Origin of the sequence: Novosphingobium decolorationis (assembly GCF_018417475.1) — a bacterium.
Taxonomy (GTDB): domain Bacteria; phylum Pseudomonadota; class Alphaproteobacteria; order Sphingomonadales; family Sphingomonadaceae; genus Novosphingobium; species Novosphingobium decolorationis.
The window spans coordinates 591,537-617,872 of the sequence record NZ_CP054856.1; the positions used below are offsets into that span (position 1 = coordinate 591,537).

Annotated in this window: 24 protein-coding genes and 1 tRNA gene; 12 read left to right on the plus strand and 13 right to left on the minus strand. The window is 68.0% G+C overall.

The window, feature by feature from the left end:
* The first annotated feature begins 345 nt into the window (after positions 1 to 345).
* Both HT578_RS02675 and HT578_RS02680 read left to right on the plus strand, forming a co-directional pair.
* Positions 346 to 3,636: a hypothetical protein gene (locus HT578_RS02675; RefSeq protein ID WP_239026455.1), complete on the plus strand. Its 3,291-nt coding sequence runs from the start codon at positions 346 to 348 to the stop codon at positions 3,634 to 3,636.
* Positions 3,636 to 4,544, plus strand: coding sequence for a mechanosensitive ion channel family protein (locus HT578_RS02680; RefSeq protein WP_213502063.1), 909 nt, complete (start codon positions 3,636 to 3,638; stop codon positions 4,542 to 4,544). The genes HT578_RS02675 and HT578_RS02680 overlap by 1 nt, the downstream gene beginning before the upstream one ends.
* A 741-nt stretch (positions 4,545 to 5,285) precedes the next feature.
* On the opposite strand, the gene HT578_RS02685 is transcribed toward HT578_RS02680, so the two are convergent.
* The 5 genes from HT578_RS02685 to HT578_RS02705 all read right to left on the minus strand — a co-directional run bounded on the left by HT578_RS02685 (position 5,286) and on the right by HT578_RS02705 (position 8,397).
* Complete coding sequence (locus tag HT578_RS02685) at positions 5,286 to 6,077, minus strand: hypothetical protein (protein ID WP_213502065.1); 792 nt, start codon at positions 6,075 to 6,077, stop codon at positions 5,286 to 5,288.
* Between the two features lie 60 nt (positions 6,078 to 6,137).
* The gene (locus HT578_RS02690) at positions 6,138 to 7,208 is read right to left on the minus strand and encodes a L,D-transpeptidase family protein (protein WP_213502066.1); all 1,071 of its coding nucleotides are present in this window, start codon (positions 7,206 to 7,208) and stop codon (positions 6,138 to 6,140) included.
* Complete coding sequence (locus tag HT578_RS02695) at positions 7,208 to 7,471, minus strand: GlsB/YeaQ/YmgE family stress response membrane protein (RefSeq protein WP_213502068.1); 264 nt, start codon at positions 7,469 to 7,471, stop codon at positions 7,208 to 7,210. Before HT578_RS02695 ends, HT578_RS02690 begins: the two co-directional genes overlap by 1 nt.
* A gap of 72 nt (positions 7,472 to 7,543) precedes the next feature.
* Positions 7,544 to 7,798: a hypothetical protein gene (locus HT578_RS02700; protein WP_213502070.1), complete on the minus strand. Its 255-nt coding sequence runs from the start codon at positions 7,796 to 7,798 to the stop codon at positions 7,544 to 7,546.
* Between the two features lie 32 nt (positions 7,799 to 7,830).
* A complete protein-coding gene (locus tag HT578_RS02705; RefSeq protein ID WP_213502072.1) occupies positions 7,831 to 8,397 on the minus strand; it encodes a hypothetical protein in 567 nt (188 codons plus the stop codon).
* Positions 8,398 to 8,805: 408 nt separating this feature from the next.
* On the opposite strand from HT578_RS02705, the gene HT578_RS02710 reads away from it, so the two are divergent.
* Positions 8,806 to 9,906, plus strand: coding sequence for a helix-turn-helix transcriptional regulator (locus HT578_RS02710; protein WP_213502073.1), 1,101 nt, complete (start codon positions 8,806 to 8,808; stop codon positions 9,904 to 9,906).
* A 2-nt stretch (positions 9,907 to 9,908) separates the two neighbouring features.
* On the opposite strand, the gene HT578_RS02715 is transcribed toward HT578_RS02710, so the two are convergent.
* Positions 9,909 to 10,532: a TetR/AcrR family transcriptional regulator gene (locus HT578_RS02715; protein WP_213502075.1), complete on the minus strand. Its 624-nt coding sequence runs from the start codon at positions 10,530 to 10,532 to the stop codon at positions 9,909 to 9,911.
* Positions 10,533 to 10,654: 122 nt separating this feature from the next.
* Between HT578_RS02715 and HT578_RS02720 the strand changes: the two genes are divergently transcribed.
* Positions 10,655 to 12,220 (plus strand): hypothetical protein, encoded by a 1,566-nt coding sequence (locus tag HT578_RS02720; RefSeq protein WP_213502077.1) that lies wholly within the window; start codon positions 10,655 to 10,657, stop codon positions 12,218 to 12,220.
* Here HT578_RS02720 and HT578_RS02725 read toward each other — a convergent pair.
* Genes HT578_RS02725 through HT578_RS02735 form a run of 3 tightly spaced genes read right to left on the minus strand, consistent with a single transcriptional unit; the run spans position 12,217 to position 15,205 of the window.
* Entirely contained in the window at positions 12,217 to 13,377 is a 1,161-nt protein-coding gene (locus HT578_RS02725; protein ID WP_213502078.1) for a CobW family GTP-binding protein, read from the minus strand. The genes HT578_RS02720 and HT578_RS02725 overlap by 4 nt on opposite strands.
* On the minus strand, positions 13,374 to 13,973 hold the full coding sequence (locus tag HT578_RS02730; protein ID WP_213502080.1) for a DUF1826 domain-containing protein: 600 nt from the start codon (positions 13,971 to 13,973) through the stop codon (positions 13,374 to 13,376). Before HT578_RS02730 ends, HT578_RS02725 begins: the two co-directional genes overlap by 4 nt.
* Positions 13,970 to 15,205 carry a GTP-binding protein gene (locus tag HT578_RS02735; RefSeq protein WP_213502082.1) on the minus strand — a complete coding sequence of 412 codons (1,236 nt, stop codon included), beginning with the start codon at positions 15,203 to 15,205 and terminating at the stop codon, positions 13,970 to 13,972. The genes HT578_RS02730 and HT578_RS02735 overlap by 4 nt, the downstream gene beginning before the upstream one ends.
* A gap of 140 nt (positions 15,206 to 15,345) precedes the next feature.
* Here HT578_RS02735 and HT578_RS02740 point away from each other — a divergent pair, with 140 nt between their 5' ends.
* The 7 genes from HT578_RS02740 to HT578_RS02770 all read left to right on the plus strand — a co-directional run bounded on the left by HT578_RS02740 (position 15,346) and on the right by HT578_RS02770 (position 23,821).
* The gene (locus HT578_RS02740) at positions 15,346 to 17,694 is read left to right on the plus strand and encodes a heavy metal translocating P-type ATPase (RefSeq protein WP_213502084.1); all 2,349 of its coding nucleotides are present in this window, start codon (positions 15,346 to 15,348) and stop codon (positions 17,692 to 17,694) included.
* Positions 17,691 to 18,083, plus strand: a complete 393-nt coding sequence (gene cueR / locus HT578_RS02745; protein ID WP_213502086.1) for a Cu(I)-responsive transcriptional regulator — start codon at positions 17,691 to 17,693, stop codon at positions 18,081 to 18,083. The genes HT578_RS02740 and cueR overlap by 4 nt, the downstream gene beginning before the upstream one ends.
* 408 nt (positions 18,084 to 18,491) lie before the next feature.
* A complete protein-coding gene (locus HT578_RS02750) occupies positions 18,492 to 20,753 on the plus strand; it encodes a TonB-dependent siderophore receptor (RefSeq protein WP_239026456.1) in 2,262 nt (753 codons plus the stop codon).
* The gene (locus HT578_RS02755) at positions 20,747 to 21,613 is read left to right on the plus strand and encodes an alpha/beta hydrolase (RefSeq protein ID WP_213502088.1); all 867 of its coding nucleotides are present in this window, start codon (positions 20,747 to 20,749) and stop codon (positions 21,611 to 21,613) included. The genes HT578_RS02750 and HT578_RS02755 overlap by 7 nt, the downstream gene beginning before the upstream one ends.
* Positions 21,610 to 21,909: a hypothetical protein gene (locus tag HT578_RS02760; protein ID WP_213502090.1), complete on the plus strand. Its 300-nt coding sequence runs from the start codon at positions 21,610 to 21,612 to the stop codon at positions 21,907 to 21,909. Before HT578_RS02755 ends, HT578_RS02760 begins: the two co-directional genes overlap by 4 nt.
* Positions 21,906 to 22,196 carry a hypothetical protein gene (locus tag HT578_RS02765; RefSeq protein WP_213502092.1) on the plus strand — a complete coding sequence of 97 codons (291 nt, stop codon included), beginning with the start codon at positions 21,906 to 21,908 and terminating at the stop codon, positions 22,194 to 22,196. Before HT578_RS02760 ends, HT578_RS02765 begins: the two co-directional genes overlap by 4 nt.
* Positions 22,193 to 23,821 (plus strand): PepSY-associated TM helix domain-containing protein, encoded by a 1,629-nt coding sequence (locus HT578_RS02770; RefSeq protein ID WP_213502094.1) that lies wholly within the window; start codon positions 22,193 to 22,195, stop codon positions 23,819 to 23,821. Before HT578_RS02765 ends, HT578_RS02770 begins: the two co-directional genes overlap by 4 nt.
* Before the next feature lie 14 nt (positions 23,822 to 23,835).
* On the opposite strand, the gene HT578_RS02775 is transcribed toward HT578_RS02770, so the two are convergent.
* The 4 genes from HT578_RS02775 to grxC form a co-directional block, all read right to left on the minus strand.
* Positions 23,836 to 23,912 (minus strand) — tRNA-Arg (locus HT578_RS02775).
* Between the two features lie 68 nt (positions 23,913 to 23,980).
* Positions 23,981 to 24,508 carry a DUF1178 family protein gene (locus tag HT578_RS02780; RefSeq protein WP_039393307.1) on the minus strand — a complete coding sequence of 176 codons (528 nt, stop codon included), beginning with the start codon at positions 24,506 to 24,508 and terminating at the stop codon, positions 23,981 to 23,983.
* 18 nt (positions 24,509 to 24,526) lie between these two features.
* Complete coding sequence (locus HT578_RS02785; RefSeq protein ID WP_213502095.1) at positions 24,527 to 25,378, minus strand: carbon-nitrogen hydrolase family protein; 852 nt, start codon at positions 25,376 to 25,378, stop codon at positions 24,527 to 24,529.
* Between the two features lie 12 nt (positions 25,379 to 25,390).
* A complete protein-coding gene (gene grxC / locus HT578_RS02790; RefSeq protein WP_213502097.1) occupies positions 25,391 to 25,654 on the minus strand; it encodes a glutaredoxin 3 in 264 nt (87 codons plus the stop codon).
* Positions 25,655 to 25,829: 175 nt separating this feature from the next.
* Between grxC and HT578_RS02795 the strand changes: the two genes are divergently transcribed.
* The gene (locus HT578_RS02795) at positions 25,830 to 26,306 is read left to right on the plus strand and encodes an Hsp20 family protein (protein ID WP_213502098.1); all 477 of its coding nucleotides are present in this window, start codon (positions 25,830 to 25,832) and stop codon (positions 26,304 to 26,306) included.
* Positions 26,307 to 26,336 lie beyond the last annotated feature (30 nt).

Sequence of the window (26,336 nt, forward strand, 5' to 3'; positions counted from 1 at the left end):
TCATCTTTTAATGAATATAGATTCGCGACAGATACATGAAATCACGGGCAAACCTGCCTGTAAGCGCGGCTTGCCGCGGCACACCTGCAATTGCGGAGAAATACCGCAAGACAGGCTTTCCCAGGGCTTCTCAGACCGCCATGAAAGGTCGAATCGTCCGCAGCGCCGGCAGAGCGTTGGCAGGTCCAGGAACCTGCGCCAAACCTTGCGCCCATGCGCGGCCCGCCCATCCGGTCTATCCCTCTGCGCCACAAGGCCTTGGAGCGGTGCTGCGCGGGTACGGGAACCGTGCGTATCCGCGTTCCCACCGTTGCAGCGCGGCCCGCTTGGCGGCATCGTGCGTCCATGACGCTCTCGCCTCTTCGCCTCGTCCTGCTCGTCCTTGTCGCCATGATGGCGCTGGCCGTCTGCGAGACGCCGCTCGTGGCGCAGCCCACCGAGCCGGACGCCGCTCCCGAGAACGCGCCCGAGGTAGCTCCGGCGGCCCAGCGCGCCGCACGTATCCAGGCGCTCCTCGCCGGGAACCTGGACCCGGCCGTCGACGCGCACGACCTCTTTGGAGCCAGCCTCATAGGGCAGGACACGCCGCGTCTGCGGCTTGTCGCGCGCATGGTCGAGGACCGCGATTTCTATGCACGCGCCGCGCGCGATCCGGCTGCACTGGACGGCCTGCCTCCCGCGCAGGCGCAGCTTGCGCTCGCCGAAGCCGCTTTCCTGCGCCTCTCCGACCAGCGCCGCCGCACTCTCCTCGAAAGCCATGAAAAGGCCCACCGCAGCTTCCGCGAGGCCGCCGCGGAGAAGAGCTCGCAAGCCCAGGAACTCACGCGCCTGAAGACCGAGCTTGGCGCGCTTGAGGCCTTCCTCAAGGGGGAGGCCGTGCCGCCGGGCGCGCTCGACATCAACCTGCTCGATGCCGCCAACAACACAGGCCAGATGGCGCTCCTGCGCGACACCGAAATCCCCGACGAGGCCGAACCCGCCGAAGACGCCTCTCCGGCGCTGCGCATCGCCTGGCTCAAGGACCAGGTCGCGCTGGCCCGGCGCACGATCTTCCGCCTGCCTCCCGACCGCCTCGTCCAGCTTGCCGCCGCGTCCGGCGTCTCCTCGCGCTCGGCGCAGGAAGTCGCGCAGGCCGATGCCCGGCTCAAGAACGCCAACACCCGCCTCGACAAGGCCGAGCAGGACGCGCGCGATGCCGCCAGCGAGCATGAGCGCCTTGTCGCCAGCGAGCGCGCGCGCCTCCTCAAGACCGAACAGGCCCAGGCGAAATTCCGCGCCGACCTCGTGCGCGGCAGCGCCTCGCCCGACACCGTGGGCGACAACGCGCTGGCCTGGCGCCGCCGCGCCCTCGAAGCCGCCGAGGCCGGCCCCGCCACGGCCGACGCGCTCTACCCCGAACTGGTTGCCGAACTGACCAAGGTGCGTGGGGAGCTGCAGGCCGCGCTCGAGGCCTCCGAAGCGCCCTCGACGCCCGGCCTGATCCCGCCGGCCCTCGACCGCGCACTGTCCTCCGACGCGCCGGAGACGCGCGCGCTGGAGACCCACCGCGCCGCGCTCGAACGCGATGCAGCGCTGCTGACCGAGGCCCACGCCCAGCGGCTGTGGCAGCAGCGCAGCGCACTGCGTGAGGCGATGAACCTGATGAACGGCGCGCGCCTAACCCTCCTGCACGCGCTGAGCGGATCGATGCGGGGCCGCGTGACCGGCTTTGGCCCGGAAGGCGTGGCGCAGGTCCGCCGCGAGGTCTTCGAGATCGTCCTCGAACTGCGCTTCAACCTGCAAGCCTGGCGCCATACCGCCAGCGACCTTCTGGCCCGCGTGACCAGCCCGAGCCCCGCCTTCGTCCTCGCCGTGCTGCGCCTCATGCTGATCGCCATGGCGTTCGCCTGGTGGCGCAGGCGCGGCGATGCCCTGCTGGCGCGCGCGCAGATGGAGGCGGCACTCAAGCGCCCCCGCACGGTCCTGCGTTCATTGCAGAGCGCCGCGCTCCAGCACTGGCGCTGCGTGCGCGCGCCGCTCGACTGGCTGCTGCTGGCCTGCGTCCTGTGGTGGCTCTGGCCCGAGGATCTCGCGCTGGCGGGCCTGCGCTTCCTCTGGATCGTGGTGTTCTGGTCGCTGGCGACCGTGGTCACCGTGCGCCTTGTCAACGAGCTGGCGCGCGGGCGCGGGCAGGACGACCCGCGCGCGGCGCTGCGCTGGAAATCGCTGCGCCTGATCGCGGGCAGCCTGCTCGCGATCGGCCTCATGCTCAACCTCACCCGCGCGAGCGTGGGGGAAGGCGCGATCTACAACTGGGTGGTGACCATCGCCTGGCTGCTGGTGCCGGTGGTGGCGGTGCTGCTCGCGAGGTGGTGGCGCGCGCGCATCGTCAGCCTTGCCGCGGCGGATGCCGGTGACAGCGCGCTGCTGCGCTGGATCGCGCGGGACCCGGGCGGCGTCACCGGCGTGGCCGGGCGCATCGCGGTGGGTGTGCTGCTGCTGGCCAAGGGCGTGCGCGCGGTGATCGCACGGCGCGTGCGCGACGTGGCGCTGGTGCGCGAAATGCTCGAGCAGCGCGCGCGCATCGCGGCCGAGCGGCAGGTGGCCGAGGACAAGGCCAGCGGACGCTTCCACCGCCTCCCGCCCGAAACCCTTGCCGTCTTCGATCCGCACCGCCCGCCCTCGACGCTGCGCCTCGGGACCGAGCGCCCCGGACACCTGCCGATGCCCCCGGTCCCGGCCGGATCGCTCACCCTGTTCGTGGGCGAGCGCGGGCTCGGCAAGTCCTCGTACCTGCGCGATCTGGCCCGCAAGTCGGGCAAGGACATGCGCCACGTCCACCTGGAAGTGCCGCCCTGCCCGCCCGCCGACTGGGTCGAGCGCCTGCCCGACAGGCTGGCGCAGGAGAGCACCGGAGCGGCCCCGCTCTTCATCACCATCGACGATATCCAGCGCCTCATCATCCCGGCCATCGGCGGACTTGCCGCGCTCGACCGGCTGATCGGACAGGCCCGCCGTTCGTGCGAGGAGGGCCATGCCTGGGTCTTCGCGATCTCGGATGCCGCCTGGCGCTTCCTCCAGCGCGCGCGCAGCGAACGCATCCTCTTCGATGCCATCCACACGCTCCCCGTCTGGACCGCCGACGAACTGCGCGCCCTCATCGAGCGCCGCTCCACGCAGGCCGGGATCGCGCCGGATTTCTCGGCCATGGTCGATGACGGCGTGTTCGAGTTCGGCGAGGATGTCTCGGTGACCGAGCGCCGCAAGCGCGGCTACTTCGAGCGCCTCGCCGAACACGTCGGCGGCAACCCGGCCATCGCGCTCGACTACTGGCGCCGCTCGCTCTTCGTCGAAGCGGTCACCGGCACGGTCACCGTGCGCACCTTCGACACGCCGCCCACGGAAAGCCTCGCCGCACTGCCCATGCCCGCCCTCTTCGTGCTGCGCGTGCTGCTCCAGATGGACTTTGCCGACAAGGCGGCCATCCACGCCAGCACCGACCTTTCGGACATGCAGATCAGCGACGCGCTGCGCCGCCTTGAACGCATGGGCGCGGTGACGCAGATGCCGCCCGGCTACCAGATCGCGCTCAACTGGTGGACGACCGTCGCCCGCCTGCTCGCGCGCCAGAACCTCATCGTGCGGGAGACACGCTGATGCCCTGCCCCTCGTTTGCCCGCGTCCTGTTCCGGCCCCTGCGATCAGCCGCCCCGCTTCTGGCCCTCGTCGCCAGCCCGGCATGGGCCCAGGACGATATCGACATCGACACGATCAGCCGCCTCGCCGACATCGTGCGCTGGGGCGGGGTCATCACCTCGCTTTTCGTCGTGGCCGGTGCGTGGATGCTGCTGCGGCTTCTCGGCCGCTTCGTCGCGGCCTTCGGGAGCGAGTTCTCCTCACGCCGGTTGACCCTCCACAAGGTCAGCACGATCGGCCAGTTCGTGATCTACGTCGCCACGACGCTGCTCGTGCTCCTGCTCTCCTTCCGGGTCGACGAGACGACACTGGCGGTGATCGGCGGCACGGTGGCGGTCGCGGTCGGCTTTGCGATGAAGGACCTTGTCGCCTCGTTCATCGCGGGCGTCATCGTCATGCTCGACCGCCCCTTCCAGGTCGGCGACCGCGTCAATTTCGGGGGCGAATACGGCGACATCACCGCCATCGGCCTGCGTTCGGTGCGCATGCAGACGCTGGACGACAACACCGTCACCATCCCCAACAGCAAGTTCCTGAGCGATGTGACGTCCTCGGGCAACTACGGCGCGCTCGACATGCAGGTGGTGATGGATTTCCACATCGCCGCCGATCAGGATATCGAGCGCGCGCGCGAGATCGTGAACGAGGCCGTGCTGTCCAGCCGCTACGTCTTCCTCGCCAAGCCCGTGGTCATCCTCGTCAACCAGTGGGTGTCGGATTACCTTGTCGGTGTGCGCCTGCGGCTCAAGGCCTACGTCCTCGACACGCGCTTTGAAAAGGCCTTCGAGTCCGACGTGAACCTGCGGGTCCTGCGCGCCTTCCAGCACGAAGGTATCCTGACGCCCGGCCAGCCCCGCCCTGCCTCCTGAACCCGGCAATGGATTGCAGCACCCTGCACTCCGCCTAGTCTGAGCGGACAGCGAACGCCCCCCACGAAGGGAGAGGGGCCGAGATCGCGACCGCCGGGACTTTCTGCCCCCTGGACAGGGCACAGGACGCCATCGCCTTCGTGGGTGGATCCTGCGTACGGCCGCGCGCGAGGCCCTCGCACGGGGTTGCGCCGCTGACGGACGGCACCGTCTACCTCATCTATCTCGACCGCGACGAAGCCGCACGCGCGCCCGTCAGTCTCGGCCCGAATTAGCAAACGACATCGCGCGGCAAAAACCCGCTACGCCCCCGCAGGTCGCTTCCCCGGCCCGTTTTCACAAACTACGTGAATTTACGAGGAATGAATCACAAGCTTCTGTTTTATAGGCAATATATCTAAATGTTATAGACCTCCACTGCCGCGCCTGACACACAACAATCCGCCCCGGGCAACCTGACACCCTCTATCAGAAAATCTACGTAGAATACTGTAATTATGCGGTTTACGTATTATCGCATTTGCATCAAGCAGTCCGGATGGCCCATCGCACAGCCAATCCGGAAATCCGCGACGCACGTCGCGCTCATTTCCGGGCGTTACCAGACCGCCAGTCGACAGGGCCGGAAGGTCCAGGTCCCGCGCCCCCCTCGGTGCCGGGGACACGGGACCTGTCACCGGGAGGGGGTATCGTCCCGGCGAAGTCGGTCGTTGCGCCGCGCTCAGGAAGCCACGACGGCTCCTAACGGCACTTGGGGTGGCTGTGGATGTCGCGGATGTCCTTCACGTGGCCGTCCGCCACGGTCATCTGGAGGCACTGCTTGGACGAGGGGCGATTCCAGATCGTGTAGGCCGTGCTGCCCGACTTGAAGCCGTCAACATTGCGGAAGCCCCGCTGCTGGAGTGTCGAATCCGCGCCGGCCGCGCGCGCATCTTTGAGGTCAAGATAGGTCGCCGTGCGCTGGTACCCGCCATCGCCGTGGTGGTGCTGGGTACGGTTGTTGCGCTGTTCCACCCCTTTGGAATATCCGCGCGAGTAGTACTTCGAGTCGTCATAGTTGTGGTAGGACTTGTGGTAGAGCCCGTCCTGGTAGCCACGATCGTATTCGCGTTCGTGGTCGTGGTTGTCGAAATGGACCTTGTCGTCGTGATCGTCGGACTTGTGGGCGATGAGCGCGCCGAGCAGCGCCAGCCCCGCCACGGCGGCTACCGCAGCCCCGGTGTTGTCGCCCGAATGGTGGCAATCCTTCTTGTCGGCATCGTTGATGGTCATCACGCGCCCGTCGCTCACCTCGACCACCACGCAGTCGTTGCCGTCATCGGCCCACCAGTAGGAGTAGCTCTCGCCATAACTTCCCTTGCGCCCGTCGATATACTTGAGGCCCCGCGACTGGAGCGCGCTTTCCGCGCTTGCCGCGCGTGCGCCGTTGAGGTCGGTCAGCGAGGAGGCCTTCCTGGCCATGACCGCATGCGGCGCCAGCGCGATGAAAACCGCCAGTGATCCCATGACGGCGAAGCGTGTGTGCGTACTCATGATCAGGCTTTCCCCTTCTGTTTCCCAATCCTTGGCGCCATCTGCGCGTATCCCTGCGCATCAACTCCCTTCCGGCGCGGCGTGCGGGTGGATCGCGTCGATCACGGTCAGGTGATCCCACGCGCCCGCGCCGACCCGCGAGTTGGTGACCAGAACGGTTGTTCCCGGCCCCATCACCGCGTCGAGATCGCGGTGGAACGCGCGCGGCATCTCCACGCGGTTGAGCAGCGCCTCGTCGATCTCGCGCCCTTCCTCCTCCTCGTGGCCCGCCATCCCGACGAAGACCCAGTGCGGTTTGCCCTCGCGCACGATCTGGGTGACGACGTGTGATCCGGCATCCGCGCCGCGAATGCGCGCGACACTGCGTCCGATTTCCTTGCCCCCGCGCAGGACGACGATGCGCTGGTCGAGCTTGGAGACGATCACCGAAACCGGTCCCTCGCGCGCCACATCCGGGGTCCAGTGGAACTGTTCGCCGGGCCGCAGAGGGTGATAGGCAATCGCCTTGCCCGTATCGTCAAAGGGCGAGAGCAGCGCGTTGCCGCTTGTCTCCAGGTGGTGCTGGGCATCGCCCTCGACCACCACGGTCACGCCCAGTTCGGTGACGGTAAAGAGTTCGCGCGCGAAGTTGTACGGCAGGTGCACGCAGCCATGGCTTTCGGGGTAGCCCGGCAGCCCTCCCGCATGGAGCGCCACGCCGTCCCAGGTCAGCCGCTGCTGGTAGGGCATGGGCGCGTTGTTGTAGGTGCTGGAGCGGTGCTTGGCGTCCTTCTGCAGGATCGTGAAGACGCCTGTCGGCGTCGCGTGGCCAGGTTTCCCCGTGGAAACCGTGGTCGCCCCGATGCGGATGCCATTGCGGTAGACGAGCGCGATCTGACGCGAGAGATCGACGAAGACGAGCACGGGCCCTTCGGGCGCGACCTCGGGGGCCCAGACCCATTCCCCCGGCTTCAGCGTTTCGATGGCCCGCGCCAGCTCGGGCGCGGAACTGACCTTGGAGCCTTGCGCGCGCGCCAGGACCGGCAGCAGCGCGAAGGCCAGGGCCAGGACGAGTGCCAGGGCCAGTGCGCTGGCCGGAGCCGGAGCGCGCAGCCTGGCCGCGCCCTGGCGCGCGAACCCGCGGCACCCCATCAGCGCACCTTCCCGCGCTGGATCAGGTTGACGACGCCCAGCAGCACCACCGCGCCGCCGAAGGCAACCAGAAGACCCACGATCGAGAACTCCTGCACACTGCCTGCAATGCCGAAATTGCTGGCAATCGCATTGCCCACGACCGAGCCCACGCAGCCCACCACGATGTTCCAGAAAATGCCCATCGAGGCATCGCGGTTCATCACCTTGCTTGCCAGCCACCCGGCCAGCCCTCCCACGATCAGGGCAACGATCCAGCCCATGACGTCTCTCCTCGTCCGTGTCGTCCGTCTCACCCGTGCGCGCAGGGCCTCTCCTGCCTGCCCGCGATCCCGTTATCCGGCGGTGCGCCGCCGTCCCTTCCAAAGCCCCCAGAGCAGCGCGGCGTTGACCGCCGGCGCCAGCATACCGCTCACCACGCCGCCCCAGCCAAGGCCCTCGGCCAGACGGTTCCAGGGAAGCCCCAAGGGCACGAGGAAGACGCCCGAAAGCGGGTCCCTCTCCTGCCCCAGCCAACCGAACGTGCCGATGGCGAGCAGGGCCAGCGCGCCCAGGTAGAGCGCGATGAAAACGAGGACGACCCACTTCATCACCATGCTCCAGGCAGCGCTGCGGTGGCCAACTAGAGCGCCCCCTCGTCACCGCCGTAGAAGACCTGGTCGAGCACGCCGTCGCGGCTTCCAAAGCATTGCCATGGCGCCTGCGCAGTCCGCACGTTCACGTAGATCATGACGCCCGATTCCGCCTCCTCGATACGCTGCGTGCCCACCACCTTGCCGCTGGTCATCGCGTTGATGCGCTCATGGCAGGCACTTTCCATGCCCCCTGCCCCACGGATCGGATCGGTCGCGGGCGCGGCTGCGGCGACCTCCTCCGGACCTCCTTGAGCCGACGGGGGCACAGAGCCTGGCGGGTTCAGGCCAGCATTGGCATCGCCCATCGGCACCGAAACGATGGCAATGGGCCCGTCGGCGCCAAGTATGGTGCCGCCAAGGGCCTTGGCCTCCGCCATGCCCGGGCAACCGACAAGGACCGCGCTGTCATCGAGCCAGTTGGATGTCACCGCACTTTCGCCCAGGCGCCGACAGGGATCGCCTTTCGCCGGATAGCCATCGCCGATCACGACGAGGCTTTCGGGAAATGCGACCGGCTCGACCTCGGGAACCGTGGTCTCTTCGCCAGGGGCCATGCCGCAGGCCGCCAGCAGGCCACATAGGACCAGAAGCAACCCTGAGGGCCCGGGCCGGAATTCCCGCACATGCGCAAGACAAAGGTGCATCCGCCCCTCCTGCAAACCGATATGCTGCGGAAATATTCCGCAAACACCCTCAGATCATTCCGTCACATCCGCAACCGGTCAATGACAATAGGTGGCAACATCCTTGGCATTTGCTGCCAAATCGGGAACCGCCCATGGTTCCGATTAAAATATGGAAATTATACAAATCAGCAGAATAATACTAAAACGCTGAAAAGAGATAGTTTGATAAATTGTGCACATTGGAGCGGGCCACCTCTCTCCATATTTCGCGTTGACCTCATTTCCGGGACTACGCAAACTTGCCTCCGGTTCGCACAGCGCTTCAGGGAGGAAGGGATGTCGAACAGGTTACGCGCCAGCGCGATGGATACGATGGATACATGGGGCTGGTCCGGCAAGGCGTCCGAAACTCCGGATGGCCGCGCGGTTCGCAGGATTTGCGCGCGCTTTGTCCGTTCCCTTCACGCCACGCTCGAAAGGCCCGCCTGGCTTCTTGCCGGAACAGGGCTCGAACGGCTGGACGAACTCCCCGAAACGATCCGCGTGGGTCAGTACATCACGATCATCTCCAACATGGCGCGCCATGCCCCGGACCCGGCCTACTTCATCGATTTCCTGGAGGCCGGCGTGCCCTACTTCCGGGGCGGGATCGACCTTGCGACCCGCTACGCGCCCGATATCCGCAGCGCCTTCGCGATCCTGCCACGCTTTGCCAACGAGCGCCCCGGCATCTTCGAGCACCGCCTTTCGATGGATGCGCGCACGCTGACGCTGGAACTCGACGCCCGCCTTGCGCTTGGCGACGCCCGCCCGATCCTGACCGGAGCGCCGCTGCTCTTTCTCGCGCGCGTCGCGGCGGCCAACCTGGGCCACCCCGTCCACGAAGCGCGAATCGAATTGCGCCATCGCGAAGTGCCCTATGCCGCCCGGCTGCGCGCGGCCTTTCGCTGCCCTGTGGAATTCGCCGCCCCCCGCGATGCCATCACCCTGCCGCGCGCCCTGGCCCTTTGCCCCAGCGTGATCCACGATCCCGCCGTCTGGACCCAAGCGCTTGCCCGCTGCGAGGCGGAAGTGGAACCCACGCGGCCCACGCAAGGCTGGTCGGCCCGAACCCGGGGCGCCTGCTGCGACCTGCTGACCTCCACCGGCCGCGTGCCCCGCCTCGAACAGGTGGCCGGTGAGCTCGGCGTTTCCGCGCGTACGCTGATCCGCCATCTCAAGGGGGAAGACACGCGCTTTCAGGCGCTGGTCGACGCGCTCCTGCAGGAACGCAGCGAGGCGCTTCTGCGCGAGAATGGCCTGGCCATTCGCAGCGTCGCTGAACAGCTGGGACTGAGCGATGCCTCCGACTTCAACCGCCGCTTTCGCCGCTGGTTCGGAATGACGCCCAGCCAGTACCGCGCGCGTGCCAACCTTCCCGCCACCGCGCGATCCTGAGCCTAGGGCACGGCCCCGCGCAGGCGAGCCACCGCCGCGGCGACTTCGGCCGCCGGATCGCAGTCCGCGCCATCCGGGTCGAGCAGAGCCTGGAGCTGAAGCCCGTTGGAGAGCGCGGAAAGCTGGCGCGCGGCGCGCAGCGGATCGATCTCGGGCGCGATCGTTCCTGCCGCTTGTTCGGCACGGATGGCCTCGGCAAGATCACGGCGCACACGTGCCTGGCGGGCGCGAATGAAGTGGTGCCCCGGGTGCGTGGGCACGACCGCATCGGCCGCGAACGAGAGATAGAGGTAGGACATGCCCGGCGCCGCGCTGCTGCGCCGGACCGCCGCCACGTAGAGATCAAGGCTTGGCCCGGCCAAGGCGGCGGGATCGGCGTTCGCGAGGCTGTCCTTGTCCCACAGTTCCATGACGCTGCGCAGCAGGTCCTCGCGGCTCGCAAAGTAGTAGAGGATGTGCTGCGCCTCCATCTCCAGCGCCTTGGCAAGTTCACGCAGCGACTGCTGATGGTAGCCGTCACGCCCAATGATCGCGATTACCCCGCGCAGGATCTTCTCGCGCCGCGCCGCGCCCTTGGCGGACGCCGCCGCGCGCGCAGGGGCGGTATCGGAGGATGTCGTCGTCATCGGCACGCTCCTAGCACGCTTTGGCACCACAAAGGAGATAGGCCTGCGGGCGTCCGGCACTATTTTTTACAATGTAAAATTTCTGCTTGCGCCCGATCCACGCGCGCCCCTAGACCCTGTGCATGACACACGTTCCTTCGCCGCCGCCCCGGCCCGCCCGCTCTCGCGCATCCACGCGCCTGCGCCGTATCCTTCTCACGACCGGACTCTTCGCCGCGTTCGGCGGGGTTCCGGCTGTGGCCGATGCGCCCGAGCCGGCCCTTGCCGTGGGCAAGCTGGCGCAGATCGGGACCGTCGACGCGCGTTTCCTCTCCTACAATGTCGAGATGGTGGAACTGACGGGCGGACGCTTCTGGAAGCCCTATCGCGAAGGCAAGGCCGACCCTTCCGACCAGTACGAGTACCGCCCGCCGATCGACCTTTCCAACCCGCGCCTGCGCACGCTGGCCGCTGCTCTCGGGCCGGTCTACCTGCGCTACAGCGGAACCTGGGCCAACGCGACGACCTACCGCGACGAGGAGACGCACGAAGGGCCCGCGCCCGAAGGCTTCGATGCCGTCCTGACCCGCGCGCAGTGGCGCGGCGCGATCGACTTTGCCAAGGCCGTGGATGGCCGGATCGTCACCTCGATGCCTACCAGCGCGGGCGCGCGCGATGAGAACGGAGCCTGGCAGAGCGATGCCGCCGAGCGCTGGCTGGCCGCCACCCACGAGATGGGCGGCAAGATCTGGGCCAGCGAATTTGCCAACGAGCCTAACCTCATCGGCGGCACCCAGCCGCCCAAGGGCTATACGAGCGCCGACTACCGCCGCGACTATACCCGTTTCCACGACTGGCTGGCGGCGCGCTCCCCCCAGACCAGGGTCCTGGCGCCCGGCGCCTTCGAATACAACGATGGAAGCCCGCTTCCCACCTTCATCACGACGCTGCCGACCCGCGAAATGGTGCCGGATGGACCGGCGCGCCCGGACGTGGTCTCGTTCCACTTCTACGGCGAGATTTCCCAGCGCTGCGCGGGCCCGCAGCCCGATGCGCAAGGCGCACAGTGGCTGGGCATGATCGACCACGCCATCGCCAGGACCAAAACCCTGCGCCGCGAAATCGCGCCCGACGCCCCGCTCTGGCTGACCGAAACCGCCGAGACCGCGTGTGGCGGCAACCCGCAGGCCGCGACCTTTGCCGACACCTTCCGTTTCGTCGACCAGCTCGCCCGCGCGGCGCGCCAGGGGGTCTCGGTCGTCATGCACAACACGCTGGCCGCCAGCGACTACGCGCTCCTCGACGAGAAGAGCTTTGCGCCGCGCCCCAACTACTGGGCTGCGCTTCTCTGGAAGCGCACGATGGGAACGAGGGTGCTGGATGCCGGGAGCGCCGATGCCAAGTCCGGCCTGCGGCTCTACGCCCAATGCCAGCGCGGTGTTGCCGGCGGGGTCAGCGTGCTCGCGATCAATCCCGACCGCACGCAGCCCCATGATCTTGCGCTGTCCGGCGAAGCCGAGGTGCGCAGCCTGACGCAGGCCAAAAGCGATCCCGCGCACGCCGCGCTCAACGGCGTAGCGCTGGAACTGGGCGCCGGGGACACGCTGCCCGACCTTGCCGGCCTTCGCCGGTCAGGCTCGGTCACGCTCGCGCCTTCGAGCGTGACCTTCCTCACCTTTGCCAAGGCCGACAACCCGGCCTGCCGTTAACGCGTCCAGCCGGTCAGCGAGCCTCCCGCAGTGAGAGCCTCCCCGCCCTCCTCCACGTCCACGTCCACGGGCGCATCCGGCACCGGCTCGGGCGTCACCATTGCGAAGGTCTCCTCCAGCGCCGCAGCGTCAAGCCCGCGCGTAATGAAGACCAGCCGGGTACGCCGGTCGTGCGAAGGCCATTCGTCCAGCACGACCGGCGGGTGGAAGACATGCTGGACGCCGTGGACCACCACCGGTCCCGGCTGCCCCTGCAGGTTGAGGATGCCCTTGATGCGCAGGACATCCTCCCCGCGCATCCAGGTCAGAAGCTCGATCCAGCGCTCGAAGGTCTCGGGATCAAGCGGCTCCTCGAAAGTGAGGCAGGTCGCGCGGATGTCGGGCCCGTGGCGGTTCACGTCATGCCCGTGCGCGTGCGCGTGCGCGTGCGCGTGTGCGTGGTCATGCACATGGTCGTGGTCCGCGTAGGCTTCGGCGCGCAGCCAGTCCTGCACGTCTGCGCTCTTGCCCGCCGGGTCAAAGGCCCCGCCGCCGAACAGCGCGTGCGCCGCGACCGCGCCGTGCTCTGCGGCCAGAATCGGCGCCGCCGGGTTCAGCGCGCGCAGCCGCGCGGTCAGGGCTTCGCGCTCGGGCTCCCCGACGAGGTCGGTCTTGGTGAGCAGGATACGGTCCGCCATGGCCGCCTGCTTCACCGCCTCCTCCTGTCGCGCGAGCGTGGCCGCGCCGTTCACCGCATCGACCGTCGCGATCACGCTGTCGAGCCGGTAGATCGTCTCCAGCGTGTGGTCGCGCATCAGCGTGTGGAGGATGGGCGCGGGATCGGCGAGGCCGGTGGTCTCAATCACCACCCTGTCGAACCAGCAGCGCCCCTCGCGCGCGAAACGCCAAGGGGCATCGCGCAAGGTCGCCAGCAGGTCGCCGCGAATGGTGCAGCACAGGCACCCGCCGATCATCTCGACCTGCATCTCCTCGTGCCCTTGCGTGACCAGATCGTGGTCGAGCCCGACTTCGCCGAACTCGTTGATGATGACGAGCGCGCGCGCCATCTCGGGGCTGCGCACCAGCGCGTTGAGCGTTGTCGTCTTGCCGCTCCCCAGGAACCCGGTGAGGACCGAGACGGGGATCAGGCCATCGAGGCTGGAGAGCACCCCGCTCACCGGGTGCCCTCCCCGACGCCCAGCGGATCGAACACCAGGAGCAGCCGCGTGCCCCCGGTCACCGACAGGGGCACCGAGCGGTGGAGGATCGCCGGTTCGGGCGCGAGCAGACGCCCCTTGAACAGACCGACATCACCGGCGCGCATCTGGTGGATCTCCTCAGGATTGCCCTCAATGATCCTGTCCGCCTCGATCCACTGCGTGCCGGGTCCCGCGAGCGTGGCGATAAGGCGCGCGGGCACGTAGTCGGCGTGGAACTTGCGGCAGGCATCGGTGCGGATCACCTCCAGCCGGACCTTGACCTCAGCGCACCCCATGATCGCGGCAAACCGGCGCGCGAGATCCGCCATGAGCTCGCCCAGCACGTCCCTCTCTGCCCCGTCGGGATAGCCCGCCTCGGCCAGCCCGTCCCCGATCTCCCGGTCCAGATCGGTGAGCGCACAGGGGAAGGACAGGTCCGAAATTCCCGCAAGGTCCAGCGTGTCGAGCCAGTCGAGGCGGGACGGACGGCCCGCCTGCCAGATCGCAAGGTGGACATCGGGCTCGGCAATGCGCGTCAGGACCTCGGGCGCGTTGGCACAGACCGCCGCGCTCATGCCAGAGCCTCCTGCGCCACCGGTGCCCAGGCCGGGAAGGGATCGGGCAGGTCCGCCCAGTCCTCGGGCGCAAAGGCTGCGCTTCGCACCAGACAAGCCTCGAGCGCGCGGCGGATGCGCGCCTCGTCCATGCCGATGCCGATGAAGACCAGTTCCTGGCGCCGGTCGCCCCAGACCGGGTCCCAGCGCTCGCGCACGAAATTCTCGAACCGATCGTCCTCGGGCCAGAGGTGCCGGGGCACGCTGTCCCACCAGCGCCCCATGCGCGCGGTCACGGTTTCGCTTCCCGCGACGGCGAGTTCGCCCACCCAGTCGGGCCGGGTTGCCAGCCAGAAATGCCCCTTGGCACGTACCACGTGGTCAAGCCCGTCGGCCGTCAGGAAGCGGTGGAAGCGCGCCGGGTCAAACGGCTGACGTGCGCGGTAGACGAAGCTCTCGATCCCGTATTCCTCGGTCTCGGGGCGGTGCTGCGCGTAGCCATAGAGCTCCTTGGCCCAGAGCGGGTGCTGCGCGGAACGTTCCTCGTCGTAGAGCCCGGTGTCGAGGATCGTACCCGCCTCGATCCGGCCATGATCGCAGATCTCGATCCGGGCCTCGGCGTTGAGGCTGCGCACGAGCTTGCGCACCACGTCCAGATGCTGCGCACTCACCGACGAGGCCTTGTTGATGAGCACGACATCGGCAAATTCGATCTGCTCGACCAAGAGGCCGACCAGCGAGCGGGTATCCTCCTCGCCCGTGCTCTCGCCCCGGTCGGCAAGGAAATCCTGGCTCGAATAGTCGGCCAGAAGGTTCACCGCATCGACCATGGTCACCATGGTGTCGAGCCGGGCGACATCGTCGAGCGCAGCCCCGCCCTCGTCGCGGAACGAGAAGGTGCTGGCAACGGGAAGCGGCTCGGAAATCCCCGTGCTCTCGATCAGGAGGTAATCGAAGCGCCCTTCCTCGGCCAGCCGGCGCACTTCCTGAAGAAGGTCGTCGCGCAAGGTGCAGCAGATGCAGCCGTTGGTCATCTCGACCAGCGTTTCCTCACTGCGCGACAGCGCCGCCCCGCCTCCGCGCACGAGATCGGCATCGATGTTCACCTCGGACATGTCGTTGACGATGACGGCTACACGGCGCCCCTCGCGGTTGGAGAGGACATGGTTGAGCAGCGTCGTCTTGCCCGCGCCGAGGAAGCCGGAGAGGACGGTGACGGGCAGGCGCGTGTCGGGCCGGGAAGATGGGGTCATGGAAATCCTGCGATCCTGATAGGTACGCAGGCCACCTAGCATGATATGTTGTATCACAACAACACCGATGCGCGCCCACACCCTTGACCCTGACACGATGTCAGACCCTATATGGGAAGCGGGTCCAAGGAGGGACTGCGATGCACGACGAACAGCACTGCCATCACCATGCCCCGCAGAGCGCGCAAGGCGGACACGAGGCGCACACGGTCACCGATCCCGTCTGCGGCATGACGGTCGATCCCGCGACGAGCCCGCACCATACCGAGCACGAAGGGCAGGCCTACCACTTCTGCAGCGCACGCTGCCAGGCCCGGTTCGAGGACGATCCCGCCCGCTGGCTGGAGGGCGCGGGCGCCGACGAGCCTGTCCCGGAAGGCGCCATCTGGACCTGCCCGATGCACCCGGACGTGCGCCAGGACCACCCCGGCGCCTGCCCCATCTGCGGCATGGCGCTCGAGGCCGAGATGGTCGATCCCGACGCCGGCCCGAGCGAGGAAATGCGCGACATGACGCGCCGCTTCAAGGTCGCGCTGGCGCTTGCTCTCCCCGTTTTCCTGCTGGAGATGGGGAGCCATATTGTCCCGGCGCTTCACCGCCTCGTCCCCATGCATGTCTCGGTGTGGATCCAGCTCGTCCTGTCCACCCCGGTCGTGCTCTGGGCGGGATGGCCCTTCTTCACGCGCGCGCTGGCCTCGGTGCGCACGCGCCATCTCAACATGTTCACGCTGATCGCGCTCGGGACCGGCGTTGCCTGGACCTATTCGATCATTGCGACGCTCGCGCCCGGACTTTTTCCGCCCGCCATGCGCACCATGGACGGCACCGTGCCGGTCTATTTCGAGGCCGCCGCGGTGATCACCGTCCTCGTGCTGCTGGGCCAGGTGCTCGAACTGCGCGCGCGCGAGCGCACCTCCGACGCGCTGAAGGCGCTGCTGGGCCTGGCTCCGCGTACCGCGCGGCGCCTGACCGACACGGGCGAAGAAGACGTGCCGCTGGACGCACTCAGGATCGGGGACCGCCTGCGCGTGCGGCCGGGCGAGAAGATCCCGGTCGACGGCACGATCCTGGAGGGGCGCTCCTCGCTCGACGAATCGATGGTGACGGGCGAAGCCATGCCGGTCACCCGCGAGGCGGGCGATGCGGTGATCGGGGGCACGCTCAACTCCAGCGGCGCGCTGGTCATGGAGGCGCAGAAGCTGGGACGCGACACGCTCCTTGCGCGCATCGTCCAGATGGTCGCGCAGGCGCAGCGCTCGCGCGCGCCGATCCAGCGCCTTGCCGACCAGGTCGCGGGCTGGTTCGTGCCGCTGATCCTCGCCGTCGCCGCGCTGGCCTTTGCCGCCTGGATGATCTGGGGCCCCGAACCGCGCGCCACCCATGCCCTGCTCGCCGCGGTCGCGGTCCTCATCATCGCCTGCCCCTGCGCGCTCGGCCTTGCCACGCCCATGTCGATCATGGTCGGCATCGGGCGCGGCGCGCAGGAAGGCATCCTCGTCAGGAACGCCGAGGCGCTCGAACGCATGGAGAAGGTCGACACGCTGGTCGTCGACAAGACCGGCACGCTCACCGAGGGACGCCCTTCGGTAACGCAGGTCCGCACCTTCGGCGGGTACGGCGAAGACGATGTGCTGTGCCTTGCTGCCGCGCTCGAGCAAGCCTCGGAGCATCCGCTCGCGCGCGCCGTGGTGGCCGAGGCCCAGCGCCGCGATCTGGCCCTGGGCGAGGTGACCGAAGCCGATTTTCCCACCGGCAAGGGCGCGCAAGGCCAGGTGGAAGGACGCCGCGTTCTTGTCGGCTCGGCCGGTTTCCTGGAGGAAAACGGCATTGCGACCGACGCGGCTTCCGAAACCGCCGAGGCCCTGCGCAAGGACGGTGCCACCGCGATCTTCGTCGCGCTTGACGGGGACCTTGGCGGCGTTCTCGCGCTGGCCGACACGGTGAAGGAGAGCACGTCCGACGCCCTCGCCGCGCTGCGTGCAGAGGGACTGCGCGTGGTCATGCTCACCGGCGACAACGCGACGACCGCCACGGCCATCGCCGGCCGTCTCGGCATCACCGAGGTCGAGGCCGAAGTCCTTCCCGACCGCAAGAGCGAGGTGGTCGAACGCCTGCGTGCCGAAGGCCGGGTGGTCGCGATGGCGGGCGACGGGGTCAACGACGCCCCCGCACTGGCCGCAGCAGACGTGGGCATCGCGATGGGATCGGGCAGCGATGTCGCGATCGAGAGCGCGGGGATCACGCTTCTGACAGGCGATCTTACCGGCCTTGCCCGGGCCCGTACGCTGAGCGGCAAGGTCATGGCCAACATCCGCCAGAACCTCCTCTTCGCCTTCGGCTACAACGCTCTGGGCGTGCCGGTGGCTGCCGGTGTCCTCTACCCGCATTTCGGCATCCTGCTCTCCCCCGTGATCGCGGCGGCGGCGATGTCGCTCTCCTCGGTCAGCGTGATCGGCAACGCGCTGCGCCTGAAAGCGACGAAGCTGTGAACATCGGGGAAGCCTCTGCACGCACGGGCGTCTCGCAGCGCATGATCCGTCACTACGAGAAGATCGGCCTGATCCCGGCGCCCGCGCGCCGGGGCAGCGGGTATCGCAATTACGCCCACGCCGACATCGCGCGGCTGCGCTTCATTGCCAACGCGCGCGATCTGGGCTTTGCCATCGAGGAGATCGGCGAATTGCTGGAGCTGTGGGGTAACGACCACCGCGCCAGCGCCGAGGTCAAGGCGCTCGCGCTCGCCAAGGCCGAGGAACTGGGCCGCAAGGCCAAGGCGCTGTCCGACATGCGCGAAAGCCTGCTCCACCTGGCGGAGGGCTGCGCGGGCGATGCGCGTCCCGACTGTCCGATCATCGCGCGCATGGCGGGCGAGGTTTGAGGCGTGGACCGGGCTCACCGGAGCGAGCCAGAAGAAGAAAATCCTTTCAAGGGGCCATCGCCCCTTGACCCCAAACTCGGCCACCTCCGCTCTCTCAGCCCGCGTTGTTCACTTAAGGTGACGTCGACATTTCGGGGAGCCCGAGGGCGATGGCCCTCGGAACCCCTTTTTTCGGAGACGTCTCTTTCCTTCCCGCACGCGGCCCAAGCCGCTGTGTCCGCGAACTTTGCACCCTCGTGCCCCCTCTCCTGCGTCGAGCGTTCCGCCACCGGATCAGGCCACACGGCCACCGCCTTCGTCCGCCAATGCCCACCCCCTTCCGCCTTCCAAAACTCCACTTAGCATTGCTAATGCGACTGATTCGCATTAGAAGGAGTCGCGAGAGATCAGAGAGAATGAGGGGACATCGTGAGAACGTACGCAATTGGCGGCCTGCTGCTCAGCGCCGGATGGAGCAGCCTGTGCGCCGCGCAAGGCGCGCCCGCTCCGGGTCCAGATGATCTGGGGCCCGAGGACGCAGGCAAGCGCATCATCGTCACCGCGACGGGCCTTTCCAGCGCGACCTCGACCACCAAGACCGACACGCCCATCATCGAAGCCCCCCAGAGCGTCTCGATCGTCGCGCGCGAGGAGATGGACCTGCGCGGGGCGACGACAATCGCCGATGCCCTCTCCTACACCGCCGGGGTCCAGGCCGAACCCATGGGCATCGATAGCCGCACCGACGAGGTCTCGGTGCGCGGCTTCAGCGCGGGTGGCTATTCCTCGAACAACAACTTCGTCGACGGGCTGCGCCTGCCCACGGGCGGCCAGTTCACCCGCTTCGGCTTCGACACCTTCGGCCTCCAGCAGATCGAGGTCCTGAAAGGCCCTTCGGGCGTGCTTTACGGCCAGTCGGCACCGGGCGGCATCGTCAACATCGTCACCAAGCGCCCCACCTCCCACTTCCAGGGCGAAGTGCTGCTCCAGGCCCAAGGCTACACCGATCTTGGCAACTGGTCGGGCCGCCTGGGCGCGGACTTCGGCGGCCCGCTGGACGAGGACGGGCGCCTGTCCGCCCGCCTCGTCGGCCTCGCCCAACATGGTGGCAGCCAGGTCAACGATGTCGAGAACAGCCGCTACTACGTCTCGCCCAGCGTGACCTGGGAGCCCACTGCGGCCACCAGTTGGACCCTGCTGGGCCAGTACCAGCACGACGATGGCGGCGCGACCTACCAGTTCCTGCCCGCGCTGGGCACCTACGAGCCCAGCAACGGCGGCTACATCGCCAACGACGCCAACATCGGCGAGCCTTCGTGGAACAACTTCACGCGCAACCAGTATCTTGCCGCCTCGTTCTTCCGCCACGACATCGCTGACAACCTCACCTTCCGCAACAACCTGCGCTACACCCACATCACCTCGGCCTACCGGGTGACCGTGCTCTCGGGCGGGACGGTGACCGACTGCAGCGCGGTCCCGCAGTATGGCCCGGCCTGCATCGACGGGCAGACCATCGGACGCCGCGCGATCGCCTCGGCAGGCTCGAGCGACGGCTTTGCCATCGACAACCAGCTGGAATGGCGCGTGCGCACCGGCACGCTTGCCCACACCCTTCTCGCCGGGCTGGACTACTTCCACACCGACTGGACCCACGACCGCGACCTGGTCAGCCTGCCCGGCCTGCCGCGCGGCCAGGTCGATCCGCTCTACGACATCTTCGATCCCCAGCCGCGCGGCAGCCAGGACTACGCCGCGAACATGGCCCCGCAGGTCTACGGCGCGGCGACGAGCGAGCAGACCGGCCTCTACGCACAGGACGAGGTCGAATGGGGACGCCTTCGCCTCAACATCGGCGGGCGCTACGATTGGACCAGCGACCACACCCGCAACCGCCTGACCGACACCGAAAACGACTACGACGCCAGCAAATTCACCTGGCGCGCGGGCGCGGTCTACCTCTTCGACAACGGCCTCGCACCCTACTTCAGCTACTCACAAAGCTTCATCCCGCAGCTCGTGCCGCTTGAAAGCGTGCTCGACCAGCAGCCCTTCCGCCCCACCACCGGTGAGCAGTTCGAGGCGGGCCTGCGCTACCAGGCGGGCACGGGCATCTACCTCACCGCGGGGGTCTTCGAGATTACCCAGCAGAACGTCCAGACGAACGATCCCGACGGCACGATCTGCGGCAACGGCAATGTCTGCCTGGTCCAGGCCGGCGAGGCGCGCATTCGCGGCGCGGAACTGGAGGCCCGTGCCTCGCTGGGGTCAGGCACGACCGTCATCGCGTCCGCCACCCACCTCGATTCCGACGTGACCCAGGACACCCACGAGGACCTCGTCGGCAAGAGCCTGCCCCAGGTGCCCGCCTACATGGCTTCGCTCTTCGTCAACCAGCGCATCGCGAACGGTCCGCTGGCCGGGCTCGGCTTCGGGGGCGGCGTGCGCTACACCGGCAAGAGCTGGGGCGATGCGATGAACGCCGATTTCCGCATCCAGGACTACACCCTGTTCGACCTCATGCTGCGCTATGACCTGGGCGAGGCGAACGCGGCGCTGGAAGGCATCGGCCTCTCGCTCAACGCGCGCAACGTGGCCGACACGCGCTATGTCGTCACCTGTACCTCGGTCGCCTCGTGCTACTACGGACAGGGCCGCGTGGTGACCGCGCGGGTGCAGTTCACATGGTAAGCTCCAGGGCACGCGCGCTCACGGCGGGGCTTGCGCTGGCGACGTTCGCCGCGCCCGCCCCGCTCCTGGCCGCGCCCTACATCATCGAGGGCAGCGACACATTCGCGATGACCTCGCGCACGGGCGCGCGCTATCGCGTCCATGTCCACGTGCCCCGGCGCCCCGCACCGCCGGGCGGCTTTCCCGTGCTCTACCTGCTCGATGGCGACATGACCTTTGCAAGCGCGGTCGAGACCGCACAGCGCCTGGCCCGCTTCGGCCGCGACGAAGGGCAGAGCGAAGGCATCGTCGTTGCCATCGGCTACCCGGACGGGGACGACATGCTCGCGCGGCGCAGCTTCGACTACACGCCCGAAGGTCCGCCGGACGCCGTCGCCCATCCGACCGGCGGCGCGCCTGCCTTCCGCCGCTTCCTCGCGGGCGACCTCATGCCCCGCATTACGGGCCGCTACCGTGTCGATACCGCCCGCCAGACGCTGTGGGGCCACAGCTTCGGCGCTCTCTTTGTTCTCGACACACTGCTGGGCGAGCCGGAATTGTTCCGTAACTACGTAGCAACCAGCCCCTCGCTCTGGTTCGGGGCGCGCAGCCTGCTGGGCGGCCTTGCCGGCCTTCCCGCGCGCCTCGCGGCGGCCGGGCCCCGTACGCTCCATCTCGCGGTGGGGGAACGCGAGCAGGACAGCGTCCGCGCCCGCAGCCAGGCCATGACGATGACCCACCGCGAACTGGCCGACCGTCTCGCCGCAGTGGAGAATCTTGAGGTGCACAGCCGCGTCTATTCGGGTGAAAGCCATGGCGGCACGCTGCTGCCGGGCCTCGGCCAGGCGGTACGCGTCGCATTCCAGGAGGCCCGGCCATGACGGGGTCCACGCTCCCGGCCGAACTGGCCCTGCCCACCGGTCTCGTCCTGACCGTGCTGGGCGCCGCGCTACTCTACCGCGCCGCGCCCAACCAGGCGCTGCGCCCGGGCAAGCCTGCAGCGCGCGGGATCTTCTGGGCAGGCTGGGGCGCCACCCTGCTCGGCCTTCTTGACCTGCTCACCTGGTCGGGCCCGGCCACCTCCGTCTTCATCTGGCTGACCGCACTCATGCTGGTCTGGTCGCTGCTCCCACTCGCGGCCGCCTGGCGCGCCGGAGATCGAAAGGCTCCCAAATGACCCCGCCACTCACCAGCCGGAACTGGGCGGGCAAGACCGCCGCCGGCCTCGTCCTGGGGCTCGCCCTCGCGCTTGGTGTCTCGGGACTGCTCGCCACCCTGCTGGGCGTGCGCGACAGCTTCTTTTCCCCGCAAGGCCAGTTCACGATGTGGACCATCGCGCCGGTCTGGTGTGCCGTCCTGTCGCTGTGCTTTCTCTTTCGCAGCGGCCTTCGCGCCTGGCTCTGGCTCGGCCTTGCCGCCGCAGCCGTGTGGCTCACACTGTTCGCGCTGGGGAGCCTGTCATGAAAGTGCGCACCGATATCCTGCGGATGTACAAGGAGATACATGGCTGGGTCGGCATCGTCTCCGGCCTCGCCCTGTTCATCGCCTTCTTCGCGGGCGCTGTGACCATGTTCGAGGAGCCGATCCAGCGCTGGGCCTCTGCGCCCACCTCGCTCTCGGCCCCGGTCCCGCTGGAGCGCGCGCCCGAACTGGTCGAGGCGGTCCTCGCCGCCCATCCCGAGGCCGCCCGCTCCTACGACGTGCACCTTGAAACCGGACCGGAGAACCCGGCCCGCGTCACATGGTCGCAGGGCAGCCGACGCGACCCAGAGATCTTCCTCGCCGCGCTGGCGCCCGACGGCACGCTCGAGGTCGAGAAGCAGGCCGCCTCGCCCGTGGCGCAGTTCATCGACAGGCTGCACCAGCAGGTCGGCCTGCCCTTTGCGCACGAGGTTGCCATGCCGATCATGGGCGCGATCTCGCTGCTCTACTTCATCGCGCTGGTCTCGGGCGTAATCGTGCTCCTCCCCAGTCTCGTCGCGGACTTCTTCGCGGTGCGCGTGGGCAAGAACGCCAAGCGCATGTGGCTCGATGTCCACAACGTGCTGGGCATCGTCAGCCTGCCCTTCCACATCGTCATGGCCCTGACCGCCGTGGTCTTCGCCTTCCACGACGAATTTTACGACCTGCAAGGTGCCGCCTTCATGGACCGGGGCGCCCCGCGCGCACAGATGGCACCGCCGCCCCCGCCGAACCCGAACGGACAGGGTCCCGAATTGCTCACACCGGCCAAGCTCGCCCAGCGTGTCGAGAGCCAGGCGCCGGGCTTCACCATCCGCGCGATCACCTACCACACGGGCCGCGAGGGTCAGCCGCAGGCGCGCCTCAGCGGCCATGATCCACGTTTTGGCCTGCGCGGCCCCACGTTCGGCATGGTCGAGGCCGATCCGGTCACCGGCGCGCTGACCGACACGACCTACATGCCCGGCCTGCAGGACGCATGGGGGGCCACGATCACCAACTTCTTCGCGCTGCACTTCGGCAGCTTCGGCGGAGCACCGATCCGCTGGTCCTACTTCCTGCTGGGACTGGCCGGCGCGATGCTGTTCTACACGGGCAACCTGCTCTGGGTGGAATCGCGTCGCAAGCGCGAGCGTAAGGCCGGTGCGGTGACGCAGACCCGCGCGACACGAGCCCTGGGCGCGCTCACCGTGGGCGTACCGCTGGGCTGCGTGGCGGGAATCGCGGTGACGCTTGCAGCGGCCAAACCGCTCGGCACCGAGGCCACCGCGGGCATTCACAGCGCCATCTACTATGTGGTCTTTACAGGATTCGTCGCCTGGGCGCTGGTGCGCGGCACCGCAAGAGGCGCGCGCGAACTCCTCCCCGCAGCCGCGCTCGCCCTTCTCACCATCCCACTGGCGAGCCTGACCTTCCTTGACCTGCATCCCTGGAGCCAGCCGCTGGTCGATGCCGTCAGCGTCGCGCTCGCCGCCAGCCTCACCCTCGCCGCACGCGCCACCCGCCGCCGCGCACGCAACGGCCCACGCGACAGCGTCTGGTCCCACCAGAGCCACAAAGCCCGAGCAGACTCGCCCCCGCCGGAAGCGGGCCACGCCGCAGCGCCCGAACGAAATCCTGCGATATGAAGAAAGAGAGATGTTGGTGCGCCCAAGTGGATTCGAACCACTGGCCCCCAGATTAGGAATCTGGTGCTCTATCCGGCTGAGCTATGGGCGCACGCAAGGGCGTCCTAGCGGCGGGAAGGCGGCTAGGCAAGCGGGGGATGGCGTGCGGGGCGCGTAAACCTAGTTGGTTTCGTCCGGCGGGGCGATCGGGAACGGGAGGGGGACGACCGAGATGCCCTCGTCCATCAGTTCCTGCGCGTCCTCGAGCGTGGTTTCGCCGTGGATCTGCTCCACCGCGCGCTCGCCGTAGTGCATCTGGCGTGCATTCTCGGCGAAGCTTTCGCCCACATAGCGCGAGGCCTTGAGCGCCCTGGCCTGCATTTCGGCGAGCTTGTGGATCATCTCCACCGTCTGCTGGGGCAACTCGTGCGAGGAAACCGGGGCCACCGCGACAGGTTCGCCGCCTTCGCGCGGCGCGCTCGCGGGTCCACGCTCGGGCGACCTGGCGGCGGGGCGGGAGGGTTCGGGCTTCTGGTTGCCCTTGCGCGCGAGACGGGCGGCCTGGGGCGCCTTGGCAACATCGCCCGAGCCGCAGAACGGACAGGCGACGAGGCCCCGCTCCTGCTGGCGCGCGAAATCGTCCGAGGACTTGAACCAGCCCTCGAAGCGATGACCCTCACCGCGGCATTCCAGATCGTAGACAATCATGTGACGCCTATGTGGCGATCACAGGGGGCTTGGCAAGGTCTGCCTGTTGGCAAGGCTGGGGAGTTGGGCGCGCACTTCGGCGATACGGGCCGGATCGATTTCGGCAAAGCCAAGGCCGGGGCACCCGCCGTCGTCGGCTCCGCCCATGTCGAGGCGGATTTCGCCCCAGGGGTCGACCACCACCGAATGGCCATAAGTCGTGCGCCCGTCCGCATGCTCGCCGACCTGCGCGGCCGACACGACGTAGGCGCTCGCCTCGACCGCACGGGCGCATTGCAATAGGTGCCAGTGGGCACGGCCCGTGGGGACGGTGAACGCGGCGGGGATGGCGATGACGTCGCACTTGGCGCGCCCCAAGGCCTCGAACAGAGCGGGAAAGCGGATGTCGTAGCAGATCGCGAGGCCAAGCCTCCCCAGCGGAGTATCCACCGTCACCACCTCGCGCCCAGGGGCATAGGCGTTCGATTCGCGCCAGCTTTCTCCGGTCGCCAGGTCCACGTCGAACATATGGATCTTGTCGTAGCGTGCGCGCACCGCGCCCGTATCGTCGATCACGAAGGCACGGTTGGCAAAGCGCCCGTCCCCGCCCTCACCCGCGTCATCGCCCTGCACCGCGAGCGAGCCCAGGTGCACCCAGATGCCCTCGCGCGCGGCCGCCTCGCGCGCGGCGGCGAGGACCGGGTTCTCGCCCTCGGCCACGACATGCGCAGCACCACGTTTGCGGTCGCGGTCCAGCAGGCCGCACATCTCGGGCGTGAAGAGCATTGCCGCGCCTTCGCGGCGCGCCTCGGCGATGGCGCCGACGATGGCCTCAGCGTTGGCAGCGGGGTCGATCCCGCTGGTCATCTGGAAAAGTGCAGCGCGGGGCATCGGGTCAGCCGATCACAGGCCGAGGATGGCGTCGAGCTTGCCCGCGCGCTCGAGCGCGTTGACATCGTCGAAGCCGCCGTAGGCCTTGTCGTCCACGAGGATCTGGGGAAGCGTGCGGGCGCCGGGCACGCGCGCTTCCATCTCGTCACGCTTGGGGCCGCCCATGGTGATGTCGTATTCCTCGTAGGCCACGCCCTTCTGGTCGAACAGAGCCTTGGCGGCCACGCAATAGGGGCAGCCCCACTTGGAGTAGATCTCGACCTTGGGCTGGCTCATGCGGGTGTCTCCTGAAATTTTACGAAAGGGCCGTGTGTCAGGCCCTTGATTTGGCGCGGGGCTATCATATCTAATTCCATGTGTCATGGCCCAGCCAAAAGGGGATGACACACCTGACGAAGCGCCGGGCAGCCGGGCTTCACCCACGAAGATTGCTCAGATGAGGATTTTTGTCATGAACCGTATCGATTTTGCGCCCTATCGCCGTTCCATGGTCGGTTTCGACCGTCTTTTCGACATGCTCGAGAACCAGCACCGCGTGAACGCGGGCGACAAGTATCCGCCCTTCAACATCGAACGCCGCGGCGAGGATGCCTACCGCATCACGCTGGCCGTGGCCGGCTTCAAGCCCGAGGACATCGACATCACCGCGCAGGCCAACCTGCTCATCGTCAAGGGCCGCAAGCCCGACGAGGGCGCGGATGGCGACTTCCTGCACATGGGCATTGCCCAGCGGGGTTTTGATCGCCGCTTCGAACTCGCCGACTACGTGCGGGTGGACGCGGCGGACCTGGCCGATGGTCTCCTCGTGATCGACCTCGTGCGCGAAGTGCCCGAGGCGATGAAGCCCAAGAAGATCGCCATTGGCGGCAACCAGCTCAAGGTGATCGAGAGCGAGCCCAACAAGGACGCGGATAGCGCCGCGGCCTGAGGCCTCTTCCATTCGATGATGCCATTCAGG